At 29.0% G+C, this 25,305-nt stretch carries 20 protein-coding genes and 1 pseudogene; 4 read left to right on the top strand and 17 right to left on the bottom strand.

Features of this window, described 5'->3' with window-relative positions:
* Positions 1 to 13: 13 nt before the first annotated feature.
* From purD to purE, 7 genes are read right to left on the bottom strand one after another with little or no spacing between them, the layout of a single operon-like run.
* On the bottom strand, positions 14 to 1,264 hold the full coding sequence (purD, locus tag JJC02_01665; protein ID UDN54931.1) for a phosphoribosylamine--glycine ligase: 1,251 nt from the start codon (positions 1,262 to 1,264) through the stop codon (positions 14 to 16).
* Positions 1,265 to 1,274: 10 nt separating this feature from the next.
* Complete coding sequence (gene purH / locus JJC02_01660) at positions 1,275 to 2,807, bottom strand: bifunctional phosphoribosylaminoimidazolecarboxamide formyltransferase/IMP cyclohydrolase (GenBank protein UDN54930.1); 1,533 nt, start codon at positions 2,805 to 2,807, stop codon at positions 1,275 to 1,277.
* Positions 2,800 to 3,393 carry a phosphoribosylglycinamide formyltransferase gene (locus JJC02_01655; protein UDN54929.1) on the bottom strand — a complete coding sequence of 198 codons (594 nt, stop codon included), beginning with the start codon at positions 3,391 to 3,393 and terminating at the stop codon, positions 2,800 to 2,802. The genes purH and JJC02_01655 overlap by 8 nt, the downstream gene beginning before the upstream one ends.
* A complete protein-coding gene (locus JJC02_01650; GenBank protein UDN54928.1) occupies positions 3,387 to 4,463 on the bottom strand; it encodes a phosphoribosylformylglycinamidine cyclo-ligase in 1,077 nt (358 codons plus the stop codon). Before JJC02_01650 ends, JJC02_01655 begins: the two co-directional genes overlap by 7 nt.
* Positions 4,457 to 5,824 (bottom strand): amidophosphoribosyltransferase, encoded by a 1,368-nt coding sequence (purF, locus tag JJC02_01645; protein UDN54927.1) that lies wholly within the window; start codon positions 5,822 to 5,824, stop codon positions 4,457 to 4,459. Before purF ends, JJC02_01650 begins: the two co-directional genes overlap by 7 nt.
* An 11-nt stretch (positions 5,825 to 5,835) precedes the next feature.
* Complete coding sequence (locus JJC02_01640) at positions 5,836 to 6,534, bottom strand: phosphoribosylaminoimidazolesuccinocarboxamide synthase (protein ID UDN54926.1); 699 nt, start codon at positions 6,532 to 6,534, stop codon at positions 5,836 to 5,838.
* Between the two features lie 5 nt (positions 6,535 to 6,539).
* Positions 6,540 to 7,016 carry a 5-(carboxyamino)imidazole ribonucleotide mutase gene (gene purE, locus JJC02_01635; protein ID UDN54925.1) on the bottom strand — a complete coding sequence of 159 codons (477 nt, stop codon included), beginning with the start codon at positions 7,014 to 7,016 and terminating at the stop codon, positions 6,540 to 6,542.
* A gap of 901 nt (positions 7,017 to 7,917) precedes the next feature.
* Here purE and JJC02_01630 point away from each other — a divergent pair.
* Positions 7,918 to 8,133, top strand: coding sequence for a hypothetical protein (locus JJC02_01630; GenBank protein ID UDN54924.1), 216 nt, complete (start codon positions 7,918 to 7,920; stop codon positions 8,131 to 8,133).
* A gap of 5 nt (positions 8,134 to 8,138) precedes the next feature.
* Entirely contained in the window at positions 8,139 to 8,432 is a 294-nt protein-coding gene (locus JJC02_01625; protein UDN54923.1) for a spore coat protein, read from the top strand.
* A gap of 247 nt (positions 8,433 to 8,679) precedes the next feature.
* Here JJC02_01625 and JJC02_01620 read toward each other — a convergent pair whose 3' ends face one another.
* From JJC02_01620 to JJC02_01575, 10 genes and pseudogenes are all read right to left on the bottom strand, one after another.
* Positions 8,680 to 10,737 (bottom strand): sulfatase-like hydrolase/transferase, encoded by a 2,058-nt coding sequence (locus JJC02_01620; GenBank protein UDN54922.1) that lies wholly within the window; start codon positions 10,735 to 10,737, stop codon positions 8,680 to 8,682.
* A 17-nt stretch (positions 10,738 to 10,754) separates the two neighbouring features.
* Positions 10,755 to 11,480 carry an NTP transferase domain-containing protein gene (locus JJC02_01615; GenBank protein ID UDN54921.1) on the bottom strand — a complete coding sequence of 242 codons (726 nt, stop codon included), beginning with the start codon at positions 11,478 to 11,480 and terminating at the stop codon, positions 10,755 to 10,757.
* Positions 11,481 to 11,882: 402 nt separating this feature from the next.
* A pseudogene (locus tag JJC02_01610) lies at positions 11,883 to 13,517 on the bottom strand (IS1182 family transposase).
* A 204-nt stretch (positions 13,518 to 13,721) separates the two neighbouring features.
* Positions 13,722 to 14,429 (bottom strand): HAD family hydrolase, encoded by a 708-nt coding sequence (locus tag JJC02_01605; GenBank protein ID UDN54920.1) that lies wholly within the window; start codon positions 14,427 to 14,429, stop codon positions 13,722 to 13,724.
* 87 nt (positions 14,430 to 14,516) lie between these two features.
* The gene (locus tag JJC02_01600; protein ID UDN54919.1) at positions 14,517 to 15,782 is read right to left on the bottom strand and encodes a class II D-tagatose-bisphosphate aldolase, non-catalytic subunit; all 1,266 of its coding nucleotides are present in this window, start codon (positions 15,780 to 15,782) and stop codon (positions 14,517 to 14,519) included.
* A 103-nt stretch (positions 15,783 to 15,885) separates the two neighbouring features.
* A complete protein-coding gene (locus JJC02_01595; protein UDN54918.1) occupies positions 15,886 to 16,194 on the bottom strand; it encodes a PTS fructose-like transporter subunit IIB in 309 nt (102 codons plus the stop codon).
* Positions 16,195 to 16,274: 80 nt separating this feature from the next.
* On the bottom strand, positions 16,275 to 17,330 hold the full coding sequence (locus JJC02_01590; protein UDN54917.1) for a PTS fructose transporter subunit EIIC: 1,056 nt from the start codon (positions 17,328 to 17,330) through the stop codon (positions 16,275 to 16,277).
* 1 nt (position 17,331) lies between these two features.
* Positions 17,332 to 17,784 carry a PTS sugar transporter subunit IIA gene (locus JJC02_01585; protein ID UDN54916.1) on the bottom strand — a complete coding sequence of 151 codons (453 nt, stop codon included), beginning with the start codon at positions 17,782 to 17,784 and terminating at the stop codon, positions 17,332 to 17,334.
* Entirely contained in the window at positions 17,781 to 19,811 is a 2,031-nt protein-coding gene (locus tag JJC02_01580; protein UDN54915.1) for a PTS sugar transporter subunit IIA, read from the bottom strand. The genes JJC02_01585 and JJC02_01580 overlap by 4 nt, the downstream gene beginning before the upstream one ends.
* Positions 19,812 to 20,223: 412 nt before the next feature.
* The gene (locus JJC02_01575) at positions 20,224 to 20,376 is read right to left on the bottom strand and encodes a hypothetical protein (GenBank protein ID UDN54914.1); all 153 of its coding nucleotides are present in this window, start codon (positions 20,374 to 20,376) and stop codon (positions 20,224 to 20,226) included.
* Positions 20,377 to 20,452: 76 nt separating this feature from the next.
* Here JJC02_01575 and uvrA point away from each other — a divergent pair, with 76 nt between their 5' ends.
* On the top strand, positions 20,453 to 23,881 hold the full coding sequence (gene uvrA, locus JJC02_01570) for an excinuclease ABC subunit UvrA (GenBank protein UDN54913.1): 3,429 nt from the start codon (positions 20,453 to 20,455) through the stop codon (positions 23,879 to 23,881).
* A gap of 16 nt (positions 23,882 to 23,897) precedes the next feature.
* Entirely contained in the window at positions 23,898 to 25,076 is a 1,179-nt protein-coding gene (locus tag JJC02_01565; protein ID UDN54912.1) for an MFS transporter, read from the top strand.
* Positions 25,077 to 25,305 lie beyond the last annotated feature (229 nt).

The raw sequence follows: 25,305 nt of genomic DNA, 5'->3' as shown, positions 1-25,305 counted from the left end.
CATTTTAGAAAAATTATCTTCCTATGTCTGTTCTATAGTGCATTCCTTCAAAGTTTACTTTTTTTATATTTTCATAAACTTTTTCTGCTGCATCCTTAACAGTAGCTGATTTTGCAGTTATACCAATTACTCTTCCTCCATTAGTAACTAAATTACCGTCAAGCATCTTAGTACCACTGTGGAATACTACTATATCATCATCCAAGTTTTCAAGACCAGTTATAATTTTTCCTTTTTCATAACTGTCTGGATACCCTCCTGATGTAAGCATAACACATACTGCTTCATCATCACTATAATTTATTTCTATATCTTTTAATTTATTATCCAATATAGCTTCCATTATTTCATGTAAATCTGTTTCTAATCTAAATAAAACAGATTGTGTTTCAGGGTCTCCAAATCTTACATTATATTCAAGTACTTTCTCTCCATCTTCAGTTATCATAAGACCAACAAATAAAATACCCTTAAAATTAAGTCCGTCTTTTTTGAAGCCTTCTAAAGTTTTTTCTAATACTGTCTCTTTTACTTTATTTGCTAATTCTTCTGTATATATTTCACTAGGTGAAAAAGTTCCCATTCCCCCAGTGTTTGGCCCTTGTTCATAATTGTTTACTTTCTTATGGTCTTTTGCACTTGCCATAGGAACTATTGTATCATTATCTACAAATGCCAAAATTGAAGTTTCTATTCCTTTTAAAAACTCTTCAATTACTATTTTATCTCCAGCATCTCCAAACTTCTTATCTGACATCATTTCTTTTAAAGTTGCTATAGCATCTTCTCTATTTTCAGGTATTACAACACCTTTTCCAGCAGCTAATCCGTCCGCTTTTATTACTACTGGATATCCAAAGCTATCTATTTCCGATATAGCTTCTTCTAAGTTTGTATATTCTTTATATTTTGCAGTAGGTATGTTATGTTTTATCATAAAATCTTTTGAAAAAGCTTTGCTTCCTTCAAGTTGAGCACATTTTTTATTAGGTCCAAAAACTCTCAACCCTTCTTTTTCAAACTCGTCTACTATTCCCATAACTAGTGGTACTTCTGGTCCTACTATTGTCAGACCTATTTCGTTTTCTTTTGCAAATTTTAAAAGTTCTTCTATATTAGTATCACCTATATTTACACATTCTGCTACATTTGCAATCCCTGCATTACCTGGTGCGCAATAAATTTTTTCTACATTCTTTTCTTTGCTTAGTTTCCAGCATATAGCATGCTCTCTTCCGCCACCGCCTACAACCAATATCTTCATAATATCCTCCTTAGTGTTTGAAGTGTCTTATTCCTGTAAATACCATAACCATATCATACTTATCACAAGCTTCTATTGAATCCTTATCCTTTATAGAACCTCCTGGTTGAACTACTGCTGATATTCCATATTCATGAGCTAATGTTACACAATCATCAAATGGGAAAAATGCATCTGATGCTAAAACAGCCCCTGTAAAATCTTTGTCTTTGTTATTTTCAAGAGCATTTTTTAATGCCCAAATTCTTGATGTTTGTCCACAACCTAAAGCTAGAGTTTGCCCATTTTTAACTATTGCAATTGCATTTGATTTCATATTTTTTACTACTCTCATGCCAAACTCCATGTCCTTAAGCTGTTCATCTGTTGGTTTTGCTTTTGTTACATTTTCACTTTTTTCTGCTAGTATATTATTTCTATCTTGTATTAATAATTTTCCATCTAAATATTTCATTTCATATGGTTGTAAACTATTTTCTATCTTAGCTAATTTTAATATTCTTAGATTTTTCTTTTGCTTAAGTATCTCTAAAGCTTCTGGTTCAAAATCATATGCTACTACTATTTCTAAGAATATTTCATTTAATTTTTCTGCTGTAGCTTTGTCTATAGTAGAAGTTATTCCTACTATTCCACCAAATATTGAAACTTTATCTGCTTCATAACATTTTGTATATGCTTCAAAAGCATCTTTTCCTAATCCTACTCCACATGAATTAGCATGTTTTATAGCTACTGAAACTACTTCTTCGCTATCTTTAAATTCCCTCATTACTTCTAAACATCCATGTAAATCGTTTAAGTTGTTAAAAGAAAGTTCTTTACCGCCTAATTGCTCATAATTTAAGATTGGATTTTTTGCATTTGATTGTGAATATAAGAAACCACTTTGATGTGGATTTTCTCCATATCTTAAAGTTTGTTCTTTTTGGAAAGTTAAATTTAATATGTCAGGATACGTATCTCCAACTTCTCCAGCAAAATAACTAGATATTAACGCATCATATCTTCCTGTAGTTGAGAAAGCTTTATATGATAATTTTTTTCTGTCTTCTAATGTCATTGTGTCTGTTTTTAATTTTTCTATTATAGAATCATAATCCTTTATATCTACTACTACTATTACATCTTTGTAGTTTTTAGCAGCAGAACGTATCATAGATGGACCACCAATGTCTATGTTTTCTATCATTTCATCATGGCTTTTTCCAGCTTTTAAAGTTCCTTCAAAATCATATAAATTTACAGCTACTAAATCTATTGAATGTATTTTGTGTTCATTTACAGTTTCTACATGAGATTCTTTATCTCTTTTGTAAAGTATCCCACCATGTATATATGGATTTAATGTTTTTACTCTTCCATCTAATATCTCTGGAAAGTTTGTAACATCTTCAACTTGTATTACATTAACTCCATTTTCTTTTAATGTCTTAAAAGTATTTCCTGTAGATATAATTTCATAATCTAGCTTATTTAACTCTTTAGCAAATTCCACTACACCAGTTTTGTCAGTTACACTTATTAAAGCTCTCTTACTCATTTATAAACACTCTCCTACCTTGAAGTTTTAATTTATTTTCACAAAAAATACTTATACTTTCTTTTAAAATCCTATGTTCAACTTCTAACACTCTTTTTGCAAGTGTCTTTGCATCATCATCTTGATTTACCTTAACTACATCTTGCATTATGATTGGTCCAGTATCAGCACCTTCATCAACAAAATGAACTGTAGCACCAGTTACTTTAGCTCCATAATCTATCACACCTTGATGAACCCTTTCTCCGTAGAATCCAGCTCCACAGAATGAAGGAATTAATGATGGATGTATGTTTATCATTTTGTTTCTAAACTCATTAACCAGCTTTGGGCTGATTATTTTTAAATAACCAGCCAAAACTACTAAATCTATTTTATTTTCTTTAAGAATTTCTATTATCTTGTCTTCATTAGTTTCACAAATTGCCTTTATGTTATGATTTTTAGCTCTCTCTAAGCCATAAGCATCTTGCTTACTTGAGATAACTACTTTAACCTGGCCTTTTATTTCTCCAGACTCAGTGCCATCTATAACTGCTTGTAAATTTGTTCCTCCACCAGATATTAAAACTCCTATATTTAGCATAATTCTACACCTTCATGACTATCTACTACTTCACCAATTATATACGCTTTATCTTCTAATAATTCACTGTATTTTTTATCTACATAAGCAGCATTGTCATTTTCTCTATTATTTATAAAGTCTACAACATTTTTAGCATCTTCTTTATTTACTATTAAAACTAGTCCAATACCCATGTTGAAACTCTTATGAAGTTCTCTCTCATCAACAGCATTAAAACCTTCTATCATTTTAAATATAGGAGGCTTCTCCCAAGATTTTTTATTGATATCTAGCCCTAACCCTTTAGGTATAACTCTTGTTATATTCTCTATAAGCCCTCCACCAGTTATGTGAGCTATAGCTTTTATGTCATGTTTAGCTAATACATCTAAAGCTAATTTAACATATATTTTAGTTGGTGTTAAAAGCGCTTCCCCAACTGTCATTCCTAGTTCTTCAACATATTGTTCCATTTTATAATTGTAAGTTTCCAAAAATATCTTTCTTATAAAAGAAAATCCATTACTGTGTACTCCACTTGAAGATATACCAACTAATACATCTCCTGATTTAACATTGTTTCCAGAAACAATCTTTTCTTTGTCTGCTATTCCTACAGAAAATCCTGCTAAATCATAATCATCTTCTCCATACATTCCAGGCATTTCAGCAGTTTCTCCACCAATTAATGCACAACCAGACATTTTACAGCCATCTGCAATTCCACCAACTATTTTTTCTATATGCTCAGGAACTAATTTCCCAAGAGCTATATAATCAAGGAAGAATAATGGCTTTGCTCCTTGACAAATTAAATCATTTACACACATTGCAACTAAATCTATTCCAACAGTATCATGCTTGTCCATCATTTGAGCTATTTTTAACTTAGTCCCAACACCATCTGTAGATGCAAGCAAAACTGGTTCTTTCATTCCCACAAAATCTTTTAAACTGTATAATCCACTGAAGTTACCTAAATCTCCAACTACATTTCCATCATAAGTTCCTTTTATTTTACTTTTTATAAGGTCTACTGCTCTATTTCCTTCGTCTATATCTACACCTGATTCTTTATATGTTAACATGAAAGTAGTTCCTCCTTATCAATTTTCTTAACTGGGTATTCTCCATCAAAACAAGCTTTACAGAAAGTAGACTTATTTTCTGTTGCATCTAACATTCCTTCTATATCTAGGAATTTTAAACTATCACATCCAATATATTCTCTCATTTCTTCCACGTTGTTACTTGATGCAATTAATTTAGAACGATTTGGAGTATCTATTCCATAGTAACAAGAGTAAGCTACTGGAGGAGATGTTATTCTAAGATGAATTTCTTTTGCTCCTGCTTCTCTTAAAGATTTTACTAATTGTTTAGATGTAGTTCCTCTTACAATTGAATCATCTACTAAAATTATAGATTTTCCTTTTATTATTGTTGAAAGAGGATTTAATTTTATTTTTACAGCTATTTCTCTTTCTTCTTGTGTAGGTTTTATAAATGTTCTTCCTACGTATCTATTTTTAACTAAACCTTCACTTATTTTTAATCCACTAGCATTTGCATAACCAATAGCTCCTGGCCAACCTGAATCTGGAACTGGAACTACCATATCTGCATTTACATTTTCATTTTGAGCTAATCTTTCACCACATTTAATTCTGAATTCATATGCATTTACATTGTCTATAGTTGCATCATTTCTTGCAAAGTATATGTGTTCAAATATACAACTCTTCTTAACTGGCTTGTAATTTTCTGAATAAAAGTATGATTTTAATTCTCCATCTTTAACTACTATTATTTCTCCTGGCTCTACATCTCTTATAACTTCTCCACCAAGTATATCTATTGCACAATTCTCTGATGCAAATATATATTCGTCACCCTTTTTACCAAGTACAAGGGGTCTAAATCCATGTGGGTCTCTAACTGCAACCAATTCTTCTTGACTCATTATTACAAGAGCATATGCACCTTTTATATAATCCATTGTCACTTTTAAACTTTCTACTATATCCCCTTTATAATATCTCGCAAGTATATATAAAATTACTTCTGTATCTGAATTAGTTTGGAACATATATCCATCTTCTTCTAGCATGTCTTTTAAATAATTTGCATTAACTAGATTTCCATTATGAGCTATGGCTAATTGTCTTTTTCTACAGCTTCCAACTAAAGGTTGACAGTTAGAAACATGACTTCCTCCAGCTGTTGAATATCTAACATGTCCAATCCCTATGTTTCCTTTTAACTTAGACAATTCACTTTCCTTAAAAACATCTCCAACTAATCCCATATCTTTTTTGTACTTAATTTCTCCATCATCTAAAAGAGCTAAACCACAGCTTTCTTGCCCCCTGTGTTGCATAGAATATAAAGAATAATACAGTTCTTTAGTTACATCTTTATTAGAGTAAATCCCTAAAACTCCACACATACATTTGCCTCCTATTTATTATTCATTCTTGAAAGTACTTCTGTATAACCTTCTACAAGGTCTCCAAGGTCTCTTCTAAATCTGTCCTTATCTAACTTTTCATTTGTATTTACATCCCAAAGTCTACAAGTGTCTGGTGACACTTCATCTGCCAATATTATATTTCCTTCAGAATCTTTACCAAATTCTATTTTAAAGTCAACTAACTTTAGGTTTAATTTTAAGAAAAATGCTTTTAGTAACTCATTTATTTTTAAAGTTTCTTCTCTTAAGAACTTTAATTCTTCTCTAGTTGCTAATTTCATTGCTACTGCATAATCGTCATTTAACATTGGGTCACCATAATCATCATTTTTATAACTTATTTCAAAGATTGGCTCATCAAAAACTACACCTTCTTCAAGACCAACTCTTTTACAGATAGAACCAGCAGCAATATTTCTTACTATTACTTCTAATGGTAAAATCTCTACTTTTTTAACTAACATTTCTCTATCTGATAAACTTTTTATAAAGTGAGTATTTATATTATTTTCTTTTAACATTTCAAAGATTATTGTTGATATCTTATTATTTAGTATACCTTTTGAAGATATTTCTGCTTTTTTCTCTCCATTAAATGCTGTTGCATCATCTTTATAATAAACAACATATTCATTTTCATTATCTGTAGAATATACTTGTTTTGCTTTTCCTTCATATAATAACATTTCTGCTACCCCCTTAAATTTTTGTCGTCTTCTAGCACCTTTTGTGCCATCTCTTCTCTATATGATTTCAAATCCTCTTTTAATTTTGGATATTTTAAAGTCATTATTTGTAATGCCAATAAAGCTGCGTTTAAACCTAAATCTATTGTAACTGTAGCAACTGGTATTCCTTTTGGCATTTGAACTATCGATAAAAGTGAGTCTAGTCCATCCATAGTTGATGATTTAATAGGTAATCCTATTACAGGAATTAGTGTTTGTGAAGCTATTACACCTGGTAAATGTGCTGCCTTTCCTGCTGCTGCTATTATTACATCAGTATCATCTTCTATTTCTTTTAGGAATGTTGAAAGTTGTTCTGGTGTTCTATGAGCTGATAATGCTCTTGCTACAACCTCTATTCCATATTTCTCAAGCAGTTTTATCCCTTCTTCTAATTTTGGATAATCTGATTTTGAACCCATAACTACTGCTACTTTCATTAGACTTCCCCTCTCCGTTTATAAGTTATTTTATACTCTAAATCATTCGTATTATTATACGAATTATACACCTTAAATTTTATATTAATATACATATATTATCAACTCTTTTTTGAAATTTTTAAAAAAAAATATTTCTTGTGTTTTTTTCATTCGCCGCGTATCGAACTTTATTTATATTTTTTTGTTAAAATAAAAAATGGATAGTCTCAAGATTGATTTTTTTAATCAACTTTTAAATTTAACTCCTTTTTTGAATTTTTATATATTATTTTTTGTTACTTCTTTTTTACTTTATCAACTCTTTTTTAAAAGAATGCCTATTAAATATCATGATATAAACCTCCTTTTCTAATATTATTTATATATTAGCTAACAGTAAATCATTTTTTAGAGATGACAACAGACTTATGATTACCAAATACTACTGCATCATATTTAACTTCACTCATTTGTATAATTATAGGCATTTCTTTTTAACTATTTCATCGTTTCCGTAAATATCTCAAGCCTCACTAGGATATTGCTCCATTATCTTAAACTATCTGACTCATAAAAATCTACTAATGTCATATTAGGTTCTTTTTTCTTTATTTATTTTTTAAGCTATATTATATGTAGCTTCTCCATGTAAGTCTATAGTTGCTAATATATTGATTTTAGTTGTTTCCCTCTTTTAGGATTCGTACACGATATAAATATTATTAGAATTGATATTAAACATAAGCTTAATACTTTGGTTTTATTTTTAAAATTCATTTTGTCATCCTAAAAAATTTTATGAGTTGACTAAAATTTGATATAAATAGAATATAAGATACTGTAAAAAAATGTTATGGTTATTTCATTAAAAAGGAAGACATAATATTAAAGAATAAATTACAATATAGGAGATGATTAAATGAGAATACTTTCAGAAACTGAAAAAATATCTTTAGCAGCCGTTATAAAAATGGAATCTGATGGATTACTTATGCAAAGAGCAATAAATATGTTAATATCAGATGAAGACCTAAAAAGACAATCAGAATCTAGTATATTAGCAACAGAAGGAAGAATTAAAGCTATACAACAATTTATAGTTGAAAATGAAATACTAATTTCTGAGGAGGTATAGACAATATGAGAAATATGATAGAAAATCTAATTAAAAACAATACTTATATAGATGATAAAGTAATAATATTGAGTATGCTTTCATCTGCTAAAGCATCTGCCAATATGTATCTTAATTCTGCATTAACAAGTAGTACACCTGAATTGAGAGCTATATATTCAGCTTCACTAACTCAAATGGTTGAAGGCCATACAGCACTAACAGAATTAAGTATTAATAAAGGATGGGCTAAACCATATGATAAACCTATTCAACAGTTAACATGTAGTTATAAGGAATCTCAAAACGTTATCGATTAGGCTAAATAAAATATATTCCTAATTATTTAATTTTAACTAGATAATAAAAAAGAGATATCTCAAAATAAAAATTTGAGTATCTCATTTTTTGTACAAAAAAAGAAAATAGGCTACCGAAAAATCTTTTTTATTAAATTTGATATACAGAAATTCTTACTACCTAAATTCAGTAGTTCTATTTTAAAAGTAGAATGTTTATTAAAATACAATAAACTGTATCTATTTAATATCTAAATAATTTTTAATATTAATATTTAATATTTCTCTTTATATGATTATATACTATCTCTCTATAATACTCTAAAATGTCATTATATTTAATCTCTTTACCTTCCTTTTTATCAAAAACAGAATCACTATATTCATCAAAATTAATTGTTCCATCTATATTAGTAATATCTTTTGTTTCTAATATATAACAATATTTATCATTATTAACCATAGCTTTATAAGTCTGACCAGGATATATTGATTCACTATAAGTGAACTCACGACCTTTACCCCCTAGTGTCTTTGGAAGTACACAATCATACTTCGATAAATCATATTCTATATTCGCCAACTTCAAAGTTATAGGAATTAAATCCATATTACTTATATACTCAGTATTATCATTGGATACACTTCCAGACCCTCTAACCATTAATACATTATTAGTTATATTTGATTTTAATAAAAAATCATCTTTGCCTAAAAATGAAGCTCCATGGTCTGAAAAAATACTAATTAAATACTCTTCTTCAGAGTAATTTTGTAATATATAGTCATAGATTTGCTTCAAATTACGATCTAATTCTCTAAGAACTACTTCATATTTTTTAACAGTTTCCTCATGATATTCTTGTCGTACACTTACACCTAAGTCCATCTTTGACAAAGATGTCTCTATGTCTAAAGATGTTTGATTAACAATATTATAATCAATTCCACGGCATTCAATATCTTCTAATGGCTTGTGAACATTGTTTAAAGACATAAATACGAATTGATTCGTTTCTTTAAATGACTCAATATGTTCAATAACATCATTAATTAATATTGAATCAGAAAATCCTAGACTATTCTTAAAAACAGTTCTGTCAAATCCTCTAAAACCACTACTGTATGGAGCAATTGCATATGATCCACCTATATTTGCAGTGAAGTATTCATTTTTTTTCATAATCTCACTAAATAAATCTATGTCATCTGGAAATTTATATCCTGTACTATGATGTATAAAGTGATGATTAGTTGTGTATAGACCTGTAAATACACTTGTAAAAGATGGATATGTCCACTCTCCTGTTGTATAGCAATTTTTAAATATAATTCCTTTATCAAAAAACTCTTTTGTATAAGGCATTGATTTATATTCTGTTTCTGATAAATATTGTTGAGATAAAGAATCTATAAATATAGTGAGAACTAATTTTTTATTATTTTCTTTAAATCCTAATTCGATTGGTTTTCCAACTATAATATCTTTATCTGAATTCAAACTAACTCCTTTGTCTACTCTATAGTACTTAAAAAAACCAGGTGGATCTACTTGTTGTGATTTAAAATTAGTATTTCCAACTTTAAAATCAATAACTTGATTATATTCAGTTGTAGCTATTGGAACAATATATTTCCCATTATCTAAATTAAATTTCTTTGTAGTCATAGATTTAAAACTCTCTATTGGACATATAGAATATAAATTAGGAATGTTAAGATTCATACATAATTTTTTTTGAAGGTCTCCTAAATAATTATAATATGTATCAGAATAAAAACATATATAGTCATTATATTCAATGTTTGAATCTTTATTAAAATACTCACCTACCATAACTTTCCATTTACCATCATAAAAGTATGTAGGAAAACTAATAACACTTAACTCAATAAATCCAAAAAATCTTTTTAAGTCCTCAATAACACTTATGTCTTTTATATTTTCAATGCAATAATCAATAAGATTTTTTACTTGTTCATTAGCATAAACTAATTTATCATCTACATATTCTTGGAGCTTAGCAAAATGTTTTAAGAATGTCACACTTAATATAGCTGCTTTAATAGCATCAGAATATTTACCCTTAGCAATCAAAATATTTGCTAAATAAAAGTTATTATCATAATTATTGGGTCTGAATTTCAAAGCCTTTCTAATATGTTCTTCCGCAAGTTCATATTCTTCTGCAAAAAAATATGTGACTGCACGCGCAGTGTGAATCTCACTGTCAAAAGGTAATGCTTGCTCATATTCATTAATATAATCTAGTGATGTTTTTACATCAAAAGATTCTTGGTTCATTATTTTATTTAAAATTCCCATATAAATTCCTTCCTAACCTACTTAGAGTATTGTAGAGACTTATTCATCATAAAATTATTATTTTGAACTATACATCTTTCTGAAAACTTCAAATCTTTTTCAGTATCTATCTCAAAGCAATCCTTAAAATCTATTTTCTTAATATACATATTTAAATCTTCTTTATTTTGCATCACAACATCATCCCAAAATAGACTTTCAAAATCTCCACTTCCTATTGTTTCCTCTATTTTTTTTGCTATAGTATTTCCATCTGTCAAGGACCAATATGATACACCACATAATATATATCCACTATTATCACCCACATACATATCATAAATCTTGTTATTTTCATCAAATTTAAATATAAATTCATTACTAAAATTTTCCCTATAAAAGGTAAAATAAGTAGATTTTTTTATATCTGGGTCTATAAAGTTATTATATAAGTACACATCGCCCTCTATAACATAACTATCAGGTAAATGCTCTCTTAATAAATACATAGTATAAATATTATTATACATATTGTACTTATTATTATATATTAATTCCACATTATATTTTTCTGCTAGATAGTAAAATTCTTCTTTTAGATATCCTACAGCTACTTTTATATCTCTTATCCCCTTTTCCAATAGACATTCTATTTGGTTTTCTATCATTGGTTTTCCATTAACTTTAACTAATGGTTTAGGCAATTCTAAAGTTAATGGTCTCAATCGCGTCCCCATTCCAGCTGCTAAAATTATTGCTTTCATATATAATCCTACCTTCCAATTGAATATTGTGCTTGTTTATAAAATTTAATCTAGTATTTATTCTTGTTATTTTAAGGATTTAAATATAATATAAATTTTAACTTGTCATCCTCATTATAATTCATCAAAATCTATATAACTTAAATTAATAATAACTTACCTTATTTATCGGACAATTTGTTAAAAGATTTATATTATCGATACAAAAAGTTTTCTAAATCAACAAGGGGCTGTCGCATGAGCAAATTAAATTTGTTCTGTGAGAGCTCTTTTTTATTTATCTTAATAGGTGTATTTTTAATTATTTTATATAAAGTTTATGTTCTAAGTAAAATTATGCATGACAAATAAAGGTATAAAAATACCTTTTTTTCAGATAATCTTTGATTATAAATAATAAATTTAGAATACTTTTTTTAAACGATGAAGATATACTCCATGTTTATTTTTTATTATTTTATTATGTAGATTATGTAGTCTAGAAATATTATGAGCTATCGCTACAATAATACATTCTGATAAAACATTTTCTTTACCTCTGCTTAAAAATCTTCTAAATTTCATATTTTGTTTTACTTGAGCGAAAGCGCCTTCTGCCTGTATACTTCTATTCACTCTAAGTTCACACCCCTCCGGACTCATAATTCTCTTTAAGTTTTCTTTTCTTTTTTCATGAAATAACTTAGGTATTTGTAAGTTTTTAGTCCTATTTTCAAGAGAAATATTGCCATTACTTCTCTTAATACAACTGCTTTTATATTGACAATCACAACATTCTTCACAAGTGTAACAGGTTATCTTACTTTTATAGCCTGTTTTTGATTTACTATTTATTATTTTATTTGCAATTAGTTTTTTATTATTTTTGCAAATATAATAATCATTTTTTTCATCATAATCCATATTATCAATATGTCCAATATTATTTTTATATTTTCTAGTTTTACTAATTTTATAATTTGCAGGTTTTATGAAAGATAATTGATTATTACACTCTAAAAATATATAGTTTTCTTCACTTTCATATCCAGAATCAGCCACTATTTTAGGATATTTAGATTTTGTATAGTCTTCAATAGATTTTAAAAATGGTATTAATGTTGTAGTATCAGTAGGTTGATGTCCTGAGTTTACCCAAATTATATATTCTGAATCTACACCAAATTGTATATTATATGCTGGTTTCAATTGTCAATTCTTCATATGGTCTTCTTTTATTCTCATAAAAGTCGCGTCATTATCTGTTTTAGAATAACTATTTCGCTCACCCATTACGTTCACCCATTATATGAAGGTCTTTAGTATATTTTTTCAATCTATCAATATAATTATTTAATTGCTCTATAGATTTTTTCTTTCCTTTTCCATGAACAAATGTTATATTTGATTCTTCTGATATTTTTTTAGCTTCTTTAAAAGTTGCTTCAAATGATAGATTTTGATTTTATCTTTATAAATTATTTTAATACCAAAACCAACCTCACATTTTAATATGAAGTCAGATATATTGCTCATCATTTTAGCCATATTTTTATTTATAGCTTTTTTCCAAACAAAAGTATATCTATTGACAGATGACTCTATTTTTGTGCCATCAATAAATAGAATATCTTTTAAAATCTCTTTGTTATCTCCAAGAAAGTTTGTAAGCTGTGCAATCAAATTTTTGCTTATTGGTGAAAAATGAATACTATGAAATCTTGTAATTGTTGAATGGTCTGGAGCGGAGGCTCCACCTAGAAGATACATAAAGTTAATATCTATTCTGCATGCTTTCTCTATTTCTCTTGAAGAATAAATACAGTTCATGTTTGCATATATTATGACTTTCAAAAGTTGTCTAGGGGTTACTCTATTTCCTCTAATTCGAGAATAAGTCTTATATAATTTTTCTAAATTCATCTCCTCAATAATTTGACTTAATAACCTTACAGAATCATCTTTTGGAATCATGTAATCAATATTTAGTGGCAACTTAAATTGATAATTATCACCATAAGTAGTATAATCAGTTTGTATAGTATTTTGTTTTAGTATACAATTATTATACAAGAATCTCAGGCTCTTTTGAACTTAGGATTTATTTTTTTATACAAAAAAGGACATAGCACTATTGTCTAGTGTGACAGCCCCTTTTTCTAAATAATTTATTTTGTAATATAAGATAAATTGCTTAAAATTTAAGTAGATAATTTTATGTATCTATTTTTAATTATTTTATACAATTTTATTATTAGCGTTTTATTTACTACATACTTTTATAAATAAGGACAATAAATCTATATATTCTAGAATTACAAAATCAGGTTTATAAAACAACTCTTCTACTCCATGCCCTCTATGGTTCAACCATATACTCTTCCAACCAGCTTTTTTAGCACCTACAACATCATTTTTATAAGAATCACCCACATAGTATGTATTTTCTCTTTCTAAATTCATAACATTCTCAGCCACTCTAAAAATATTAGTATCTGGCTTAGAAAAACCAACCTCACTAGAGATAAAAATATTACTTTTATTAACCCATTTCTCAACATTTAACTGCTTTAACTTCATTCTTTGATGGTCTGATGGACCATTAGTTATAATTCCTAGATTAATATTTCTTTCTTTAGAAAAATTTAAAACTTGCTCAACTTCTGGTATTAAGGTAATTTGTGATTGTTGATATACATACTCATCTTGAAAACTTTGTGCATCTTTTTCTGTAATGGAATTTCCCAACTCCTCAAAAGCTTTCATTATTCTATAAATATGCATTTCTTTAATTGGCATCTCTCCACTCTCTGTCAAATGGAACACTTCGTCACTATACTTTCTACTACTTATATATAAATCTTCAATAGAAACATCCTTTATTGAAGAAAACACTTTATTATATGCAATATAAAAAGGCGTCAATTGATTATATAAAGTATCATCTACATCAAAAATTAAATTAATCAAAATATTAGTCCTCCTAAATTTAATAGTGGTAAGTATAATTATAACTATAAATACCTAGTATAACAACACTCACCACTATAAATCCTATTATTTATTTAAAATCCTTGTAGTAACACCTTTTAAATTATAACATTCTGCATAATCACGCAAAGGACGTTTAATATGGTCTACAACAAATCTTTGACCATCAATGTTGTTCTTACTTAAATTAGCATAAAGCACTTTTATTTCTTTTTTAACATCATCATTATTAAATGTATAATGTCCTGCAATATCTAATATTTCATTAGATAAAGCTTCATTCTTAAATATCTCTTCAGCAGTTAAATCTTTTTGTTCTCCTATTACCCATTTTCTCCAACGTCCACATTCGATTGCATTTACAAGAAGAACATGTCTGATATTAGAAGATTTCTCAACTAGACCCTCTTTTTCTAATTTACGCTCAACTTCTGCTAGTTTTAAATATGCTCTAGTTTCTTCAGTACCATATTGAGGAGCTACATTTGTAGCAATAATTTGAGATGGTATATGTTCTAATAACGTTACATCATCTAAGTAATCACCATTATGCTCTTTTAAACCAACTCCATATTTCTTAGCCATTTGAGCTAAATCATAAGCATTTCTAAAGTTAAAAGTTCCTACTTGTTCTGTCTTTCTAGTTAAAGTACCAGTTTGACCAACTATAAATGTTGGCATTGGCAAATCTCTCTTATCAAGCTCAACCTTTAACCTAGTTATAAATGTTTCATACGTCTCAGTTGAAGTCAGACCTCCATTTGTTTCTTCTGTACCAACTTCATAGCCTATATCTGGTAGATTAAGTCTTTTTCTTTCATTCTCACAATATTCAATCAATTCTACAGTTCTTTCTAATACTACATCTAATGGAATTACCTTTCCAATTTCAAAGGGGTCTTTTGTAGGGTCAATCATTAATAAGTCAAAACCTGCCTCAATGTCTGCTAAATAAGATTTTTTTCCTAACTCCATTGCTTCATCAACAGGTAAATGGTCATTTCTTTCTTTGTCTCTTTGCCATGGACCACCGTGGTCTCTACATAAGTAATACAAACCATCAAATCCAACTTTATCAGCTATTTTCTTAATATCCTTTGTAAAAGTTTCTTGATTCCATCCATTTACATAACCACCACCTAGTTCATCTGCATCTACTTGATTTCTACTTGCAATAAACATTAAAGGAAAATCATAATCTTTTGCTAGTTCAAAACTTGCTTGTAACAAGTTTGGTGACATAGGACCAATTCCTAAAAGCGTTGCACTTCTCCCCTCTTCTTGTAAATCTAGTAATCTTTGTACGACAGTCTTTATTGGTAACTTCTTCATGACTATATCTCCTTTTATTCTATTTTTAAAATGTTTTCAAAGATGTTTCTAATAAAAACCTCATTAAAAATATCTTTATGCTATATGTAAGATAAATCAAACTTTATTGAAAAGTATCTTTTATTTTCTTAATTAATGCATCAGATTTCTTAATTATGTCAGAAACACTCATTCTTAAAACTTTCTTCCCTTTAAATCTATCCATATTTCTGATTTCAACATCATTAGTTAGTATTACACAATCTGCTTCCTCAATCTCTTTAAGTGACAATTCATTATCTATACCAGAACTTCCTTGAGTCTCAACCTTTATTTCTATACCAAATTTTTTTGCTGATAATTCAAGTGATTCAGCTGACATATAAGTATGTGCTACTCCACTAGGACAAGATGTTACTGCTACAATTTTCATATTCTTATCTCCTTTAAAGTTATAATTTTGTATGATTATTTTTTATAATAAATTTTCATATAAATTAACAGTATTTATATCTATAATTCTTCAAATACTAGTTCAATAGAATCATCTATATCTTCTTCTATTTCTTCATCTTCTTTTACATCTTTCTTTACTAATTTCATTAATACTGCAACGACTACCGCTCCAGTTATCACTGATGCAATATACCCCAACCTATTATCAACAACTGGTAATACTATGAGACCTCCCCAAGGTGCATGATTTAAACACCCTAATAAAAATGCCATAATGTTTCCTATAATCGACCCAACCATAATACAAGGTATTACTCTAACAGGGTCTGCTGTTGCAAATGGGATAGCTCCTTCTGTAATTCCAACACATCCCATTAATAGTGAGGCTTTTCCTGAGTCTCTTTCTTCCTTACTAAATTTTTTTGGAAACAATAACGTAGCCAATCCTAATCCAATTGGAGGTATACAAATTGCAACTCCAACTCCACCCATTAAATATGGAAGTGTATCAACTTGAGTTTGGGCAAAAGTTGCAGCTACTTTATTTATAGGACCACCCATATCTGAAGCTATCATTCCTCCTAGAATTCCTCCTAAAGGAATTTTAGAAACACCAGACATTCCATTCAACCAATTAGTCATCCATGTCATAAAAGAAGCTATAGGCTCTCCAATTAAAAATACAATTATACCACCTGTAATCAATGTTCCAAGTAAAGGATAAATAAATATTGAACCTAAAGTTCTCATTGTAGGTGCCAATTTAATTTTCTTTAATTGTAAAACAACAAATCCTGCTATAAATCCTGCTATAATACCACCTATAAAACCAGCATTTACTTCTTTTGCTAAGTATGCACCTATCATACCTGGAGCTAGTCCTGGCTTATCTGCCATACTAAATGCTATATATCCACCCAATATTGGAATAAATAAAGCTAGACCAGCAGCTCCAATTTGATTAAGTTTAGCTAACCATCCAGTTTCAGGAACAGCAGCTTGTCCACTTAAAGTTACTGATAGCGCAAATAATATACCTCCAGCAACTACAAATGGAATCATATATGACGTTGCTGTCATAAGATGTTTTTGTAAAAACTTTAAAATCCTCATTTTAATCTTCCTCCCCTATTTTTTCTTTTATAAGATTATAGACTGTTTGTTCATCTGACTCTCTAATTTGATTTCTAAAACTTTCATGCATTAATAAACGTGCAAGCTTTGACAAAATCTTTAGATGAAGATTATTTTCATTGTCTTTTGTAACAGATATTAAAAATATTAAATCTACTTTTTCTCCTTCTTCTGTCCATTTAATAGGTGTATCAAGCTTTCCAATTGTAATACAAGAATCTTTGACCCCAATACTTTGACTGTGAGGAAGACCTATCCCATGCCCAATATAGGTTGACAGTGTTTCTTCTCTTTTTAAAACATCTTCTAGAAATTGATTCTTTTCTTTTAGATATCCCTCTTTTGATACTACATCTACTAATGATATAATAGCTTCTTCTTTTGAAGTTACTTTCATCTCAAATGAACATTTTACATTGACTAACTCACTCATCCAGTGACCTCCTTCTCATATTCATGAATTAAACATTCTGCTTCTTCTTTTGTTTTTACACTTTCTAACATAGTAATAAAATTAGTTTTATAAACCATTTTAGTTAAATTAATTATTGCAGGAATTTGCTCTTTTTTATCTCTACTTGCTAGACAAAATATGATTTTAACCTTCTTATCTCCAAATTTAACTGCTTCCTTGCATATCAATAAACTTATTGAACTTACTTTGACCAATGAACTATCATTACCATGTAACAAAGCAAATTCCTCATCCTTTACAGCATAGAAACCTACATTACTTAGAATATCTATAATATTATCAGCATATTGCATTGACACAAAATCACAATCAGCAAGTATATTTGAACTAATTTTCACAGCATCTTCCCATTTTATTTCTTTATCAATTACACTTATTGTATCAATTCCTATTAAATCACTTAGTTTAAGTTGTCTAGATAACATTCTCTCATCACTATATCCTAGTTCTTGCCATATAATACTCAGTACTCTTTTTTGAGCATCTTCTTCTAAAAAATCTAATCTCTTTTTAATTGATATGTAATTGGTCAAGACATTCTTTCTTTTTATTCCTTTTTCCTCAAGTTTTAAATAATCATTTTCTTGTAAAAAAGGATTAATTTCAATAATTGTTTTAGGCAAGTCTACTACTATTTTTGATGTTGTTACGATAAAATCTATATTTTCCCAGTCTTTATAATCTTGTAATTTATATGATGGAATGCTGTCTACTATATTTATCTGATAGTCATTTATTAAAGTATCTTTTAATATAGCAATTACACCATACCCAAATCCACAAACTAATAGTATATTTTTATAATTGTTACTTTCGTTTCTTTGTACACTTCCTAAAAAATGTATTGCTAGAAGTATTATTTCATTTTCATTCTTTATTTGATTTAACATCCTGTTTTTTTGTACAGAGGTTTTAGTAGCTTCAAGTACATATTGATATTTATCTGGTATTACATGGAATGACCCTTCATAAATCTGTATGTTTTGTTTGATTCTCTCTATCAATGGAGCAATATGATTGAGTAGCCCCTTATAAAGAATCATATCCTCTTTAAAATCAATGTTCAGAGTTTCAGACATATTATAAATTAAATCTTGAACTATTATTTCTGTACTAATTAAATCCATGTCTTCATTTAAACTTGCATACTTATTTGTAAAAAATACAAAACTCTTTAACAATAAAATTTGTTCTTTAGTTAACTTTTTTTGAATGATTTGCTCAAATTCTTGGTCAAATTTATTCTCAAAATATGGTTCACTTAAGGAAGAAGATTCTAAAGGATGCTTTTCATCTGAATGTATATACCATGTAAAAAGAAAGATATTTGAGACATACCATGTAAAAGATTCATCATTTAGAGTCCAGTCCATTTGTAAAAGTAAATCTGTAGACCAATTATATATATCATTCAAGGAAAGTCCTTTGAATATGTTTTCGATTACCTTCACTATATACTTTTCAAACACGCTCAAATCAGATTTTTCTTTGCCAAAAAGGTAAGAATATGATTTTAATATGTTTAACCTTTGTTTATATATAGTATCTTCATCTCCATTTATTTTGAAAACCTTATCATAAGTAATAGTTATTTGATTTCTTTCCAGTTCATTTGATAAAACATTAAGGTCATTTTTAATCGAACTTCTAGAAACTTTAAACTCTTTGCTCAATTTTTCTAAGTTTAACTTATCTACTTTAAACATTGATATAATCTTCATAATAGATACTCTTTCAGTTAAGGAAAACACATAGTCATTGTTGTCTATATATACTACTTGGAAATCACTTGGAATAATCAATGAACCTTTATTCATCCTTTGTATTAATGGTTTATTTAATGATTGTAAAACAACATTTAGATTGTCTATATCATATCTAACTTTTCTTTCTTCTATGCTTAACTGTTGACTAATTTCCCGATAACTTGTCTTGCTTTTATTTTTTAGAAAATTCATAATGAGTAACATTCTTCCACTTATCATACTTTCCTCCTTTCAAAATAATTAGAGTTATCAATACTGCAAATTTTATGTTATTATGTATATTTTAGTTTCTTTATGTCTGAAAATAGGAACTGACTTTCTATATATTCAGAATAATACAATAAAGCTTTAACGACAACTTACAACATTTGAAAATTATTTTTACAAAATCTGTATCTATATTTTTTGTTAAAAACACAAATAAAAAATCAAGTTATATTTTATCAATACAAAGGTAATAAATAATCAGGAATTTTAATTAAAATAAATCTACACTATATATGTTTTCATTATTTTCTAAATTAAAATGATTAAATTTAAAACCTATTTTTTTCAGTAAGTTATTTCAAACCAATTTATCAGGTAAAACACCTACCAATAATTTTGTACATTTTTGTTCTGTTTTTAATCATTACAACAACCCCAGTGTTATCTCCTGTGAATACTCTTGTCTTGCATAATTTGGACAAATTGTACAACCAATCCAATAAGCTTGATTATCCTGTTTCACATATAAATCACCAATAAGTTTATCTGATGTTTTTCTAGTATAGAAAAACATCATGTTCAAAAAATTTAAATTGCCCTTGCATCTGACACCATGTCATGGTATATCATTTATTTAGAGAGGTGAATGATATATGAAAATAAATAACTATCAAAAGCAAAGCATCATCACAAATCCTAAAAAATTTGAAAATGAATATCAAGACTTACCAGAAACCCCAACTGAGTTATTAAAAGTGGTTCAAAACCTAGTAATTCATGGAGACCAGGGAAAACTTTATGGTATATCTTTTAATAAGCAACAATCTGATGAAGAATTGCTTCGTACAGTTCCTCAAATGTTAAAAAGAATATTTGAAATAAATTCTAACTCACTAACTATTTCAAGAAACCCAAAACAAAGACTTGTTGGAATGTGCAGAGACTATTCTTTACTTCTTGTATCCTTCCTAAGATATAGAGGCTTTGAAGCTAGAATGAGAGCAGGTTTTGCTAATTATTTTGAAAGTGAGCTTCCTTATGAAGACCACTGGCTTGTAGAATACTATGATACGGTAACAAAAAGATGGATAAAAATAGATGCACAAATAGATAACATACAAAAAAATTATTTTCAAATTAATTTTGACACTCATAATGTCAGAAAAATAGATGGGTTTTTAACTGGCCCAGAAGCCTGGATAAGCTGTCGACAAGGTCATACTCATCCAGATGACTTTGGATATAATAAAAATTGGAAAGGCTGGCATTCTGTAAAGGGTAATCTTCTACACGACTTTAATAATATGATTGGTTTGGAATTGCTTCCATGGGATTTATGGACAGAATTAAGTTCTAAAAAATACAATCAATTAACAAGAGCAGAAAAAAATTTATTAGATGAAATGGCAGAGATATTATCAAGTGGCAATATGAAAATAGAAGACCTTAATTTGTTAATAGAAAAATTACCTGAAGATTACTTGACATCAATCTTTTCTCAGTTAAAAATATTAGGTATTTCACAAACAAAAGAATTAGGTAATCCTCTTGAATTAGAAAAAAAATTCAAATTTACCAAAGCAATAAATAAACCAATTAAAAATTCACTTTGTCACAATAAAAGTTCTATTTATTTAAAAGGAGGAAGGCAAAATAATTTAAAAGATGTTGAGGTTACAATTCCAAAGAATAAAATGACTGTTATTACAGGTGTAAGTGGTAGTGGAAAATCCTCTTTAGCTTTCGATACGATTTATGAAGAAGGAAAAAGACGTTATTTTGAAAACCTAAGTAATGGAGCAAAACTTTCAGAACAGCTTCAAAAACCTGAATTTGACTTACTTCAAGGATTAACCCCTACTATAGCTATTGAACAAAAAAAAGGAAGCCAAAATCCTCGTTCTACTGTTGGTACTCTTACAAGCATCTGGGATTACTTAAGAATGTTATTTGTATCAATCGGAAAAAGTTACTGTCCATATTGCAAAACTCCATTAGAAAAAAAGAATAATACAAAAAATCATTGTTCATATTGTAAAACTATTTTTTCTAAGATAAATACTTCAACCTTCAATGCTAATTCCCATACTGGAGCTTGTCATGATTGTAATGGATTGGGTTTTACCTATCAAGTTAATCCTCAATTAATTGTAAAAGACCCTACTATTTCAATATTAGATGGAGCTACCTACTACTTTGGAAAATTGAGGGGGAAAAAGCCAAATGGTAATTGGATGGTAGGTGAATTATATGCAATAGCAAAAGATAAAAATATCGACCTAGATATACCTTGGAATGAATTGCCAAGAGATTTTATAGATGCAATCTTATATGGTACAGGTGATAAGATATATGAATTTAGCTTTGAATCAAGGGGACGAGAATCAAAGATTAAAAGACCTGCCTCAGGTGCAATCAGCCACATTCAAAGACTTTTTAGAGAATCCAGTTCTCAAAATAATACCTTACATCAATATATGGACAAAATTCCTTGCCACACATGTGGTGGTGAGTTGCTATGTATTGAAGCTAGATTCACTACAATCAAAGGTTATCGCTTCCCTGAATTAACAAAAATGACGATAGAACAATTGTGGAATTGGTTGTGTGAATTACCAAATCAACTTCAACAAAATGAGATATCTTTGGTAAATGATATATTAACAGAATTAAAAATTCGAGTTAGTTATCTATTAAAGGTAGGTCTTAGCTATCTATCAACAGATAGAACAGCTCCAACCTTATCTGGAGGAGAACTACAGAGAGTACGATTATCAAGTCAGCTAGGAAGTGAATTAGTAGGTCTAACCTATATTCTAGATGAACCATCCATTGGTTTACATCCAAGAGACCATAATCTAATCATCAAAACTATAGAAGAGCTAAGAGATAATGGTAATACTGTGATAGTCGTTGAACATGATAAGGATACAATACTGGCTGCTGATTATATTATTGATGTAGGTCCAAACGCTGGTACAAAAGGTGGCTTCATTATTGCAGAAGGTACAACTCAAGAAATTATAGAAAATCCAAATTCTATAACAGGCAAATATCTGGGTACATCCAATAAAATAAGTTCAAAAAATAATATTAAACCAAGTAAGTGGTTAAACTTAAAGGGATGCCATGCAAATAACCTAAAAAATATTGATGTAGAAATTCCCTTAAACTGTATGTGCTCTATTACAGGTGTTAGTGGTTCTGGTAAGAGTTCTCTTGTATTTCACAGTTTACTTCCTGCTTTGGAAGAAAAATTAAACCAAAAATCTATCCCAAATAAAAACTATACCGAACTTACTGGATTTGATACTATTGATGATTTTATCTTAATGGACCAAACACCTATTGGAAAATCTAGTCGCTCTACACCTGCTACTTATATCAATATCTTTGATGAAATTCGTTCTCTATTTGCTGAAACTCCACAAGCAAAACAACAATTATTGGATGAAAGCTATTTTAGCTTTAATAGCAAAAAGGGGCAATGCCCCAACTGTCAAGGATTAGGCAAAACAAAAATTATTCTACAATATATGGCAGACCAATGGGTAACTTGTAGTGAATGCCAAGGTAAGAGATATCAAAAAAAAATACTGTCTGTACAATACAAAGGAAAAACAATGGCAGATATACTTGACATGGAAGTAACAGAAGCAAAATCATTTTTTAGTGATTGCCCTGATATATATAGAAAACTCTCTCTATTAGATGAAGTGGGACTTGGCTATCTAAAACTAGGACAAAATACATTAGGATTAAGTGGAGGAGAATCTCAAAGGATAAAATTAGCAAAAGAATTAGGAACAAAAACTAAAAAAAGAATGTTATACATATTAGATGAGCCTACTACTGGACTTCATTTTAAAGATGTAGAGAATTTGCTAATTACTTTTAGAAAACTTGTAAATGAACAACATTCACTTTTAATTATTGAACACAATACAGAAGTTATATGCGCTTCTGACTGGGTTATCGATATAGGTCCAGACAGTGGAATAAATGGAGGAGAAATTGTTGCTTCCGGAACTCCTGATGAAATAAGAATAAATCCAAATAGTATTACTGGACATTTTATATAAGAAGGCGGCACTGTAAATGAAACAAGAAAAAAATTGGAAGATAAAATTGGCAATATTTATGGCTAGTCAAACAATCTCAATGTTAGGCTCCTCTATTGTTTCTCTAGCAATGATTTGGTATATAACTCTTCAGACAAATTCAGGAATTAGTATTGCTGGAATTACAGCAACTACTTTTCTCCCACAAGCACTTGTTATGCTAGTGGGAGGGGTTATTGCTGACCGTTTTTCAATGAAGAAAATTATTATCTGGTCAGATATGTTTATTGCTAGTTCAACCCTTTGTTTAGCCATTCTCTATTTTTATGGTCATCAATCGATTGGGTGGATATATTTCTTTAATAGTTTAAGGTCTTTAGGTAGTGGTATCCAGTTACCTGCATCCAAAAGTATTCTCCCTTTATTTATTCCAGAAAAGGAACTTCTGCGTGCCAATAGCTACTCGACAACTATTTGGAGTATTATTCAATTAGTTTCACCAGGGTTAGGTGGATTAGCATTAAGTATGTTTCCACTAGGAGGAGTTTTCTTAATAGATGTAATCACTGCACTTATTAGTGTTGGTTTTCTTGCTAGCATTTCTATAAAAGAAATAGAGAAAAGACAATCAGAAAATAGTATTGAGCAATTAAAAGAAGGATTTCGATATTTATCTAAATCAGTAGAATTAAAAAAAGTATTGATTTTATATACTACATTTCAGTTTCTAGTTATTCCAGCTTCTCAACTTACACCACTCCTTGCTTCTAATAATTTAGGTAATAAAGTGTGGATATTGAGTGGAATTGAAATTGCATTTTCTGTAGGGGCTCTAGTAGCCAGTTTAATACTAGGATGTAAAAAAACTCATATTTCGCATTTCAAATTAATTAGTTTTTCATCATTTTTATTTGGAACAATGATGAGTTTCTCAATATTTACTAATCAGGTTCTCCTATTCATGATTGTTATGTTTATTATGGGAATTGGAAGTCCACTTTACTATACACCTTTGATTACAATGATTCAAGAAAAAACCACTACAAAGTACATGGGACGTATATTTTCATATGTTGATTTATTAGGAACTTTAGCTTCACCTCTTGGTATGCTCATTTTTGGTCCATTAAGTACTATAAATTTGAATAGTGCTTTTCTCCTTCCAGGATTATGCTTAGTTATATTAGGAGGAGGTCTATTACTAAAATCAAAGTAGTTTAAAGAAATTTGAGAATGTAGACATTTTAAAATCCTTAAAAGCTATCATGCAAACCCACACGGAGCATTACCAGTCTGATTTTGACATTAATGTGAAAATCCTCAAAAAAGCGGTAAAGAGCCAGAACACGAAAGATAAAAAATACCTCTAGTTATACCGCCCTACCTTAGGATATACAGGAGCTTGTGAAGCAGACCGTTGGGAAGCTGAATGAACTTGACGGAGG

The organism is Clostridioides sp. ES-S-0054-01, from assembly GCA_021561035.1.
In the GTDB taxonomy this organism is placed as follows: Bacteria; Bacillota; Clostridia; order Peptostreptococcales; family Peptostreptococcaceae; genus Clostridioides.
The sequence above is the reverse complement of the archived record's forward strand: the minus strand, read 5'-3'. Positions and strand labels throughout refer to the sequence as shown.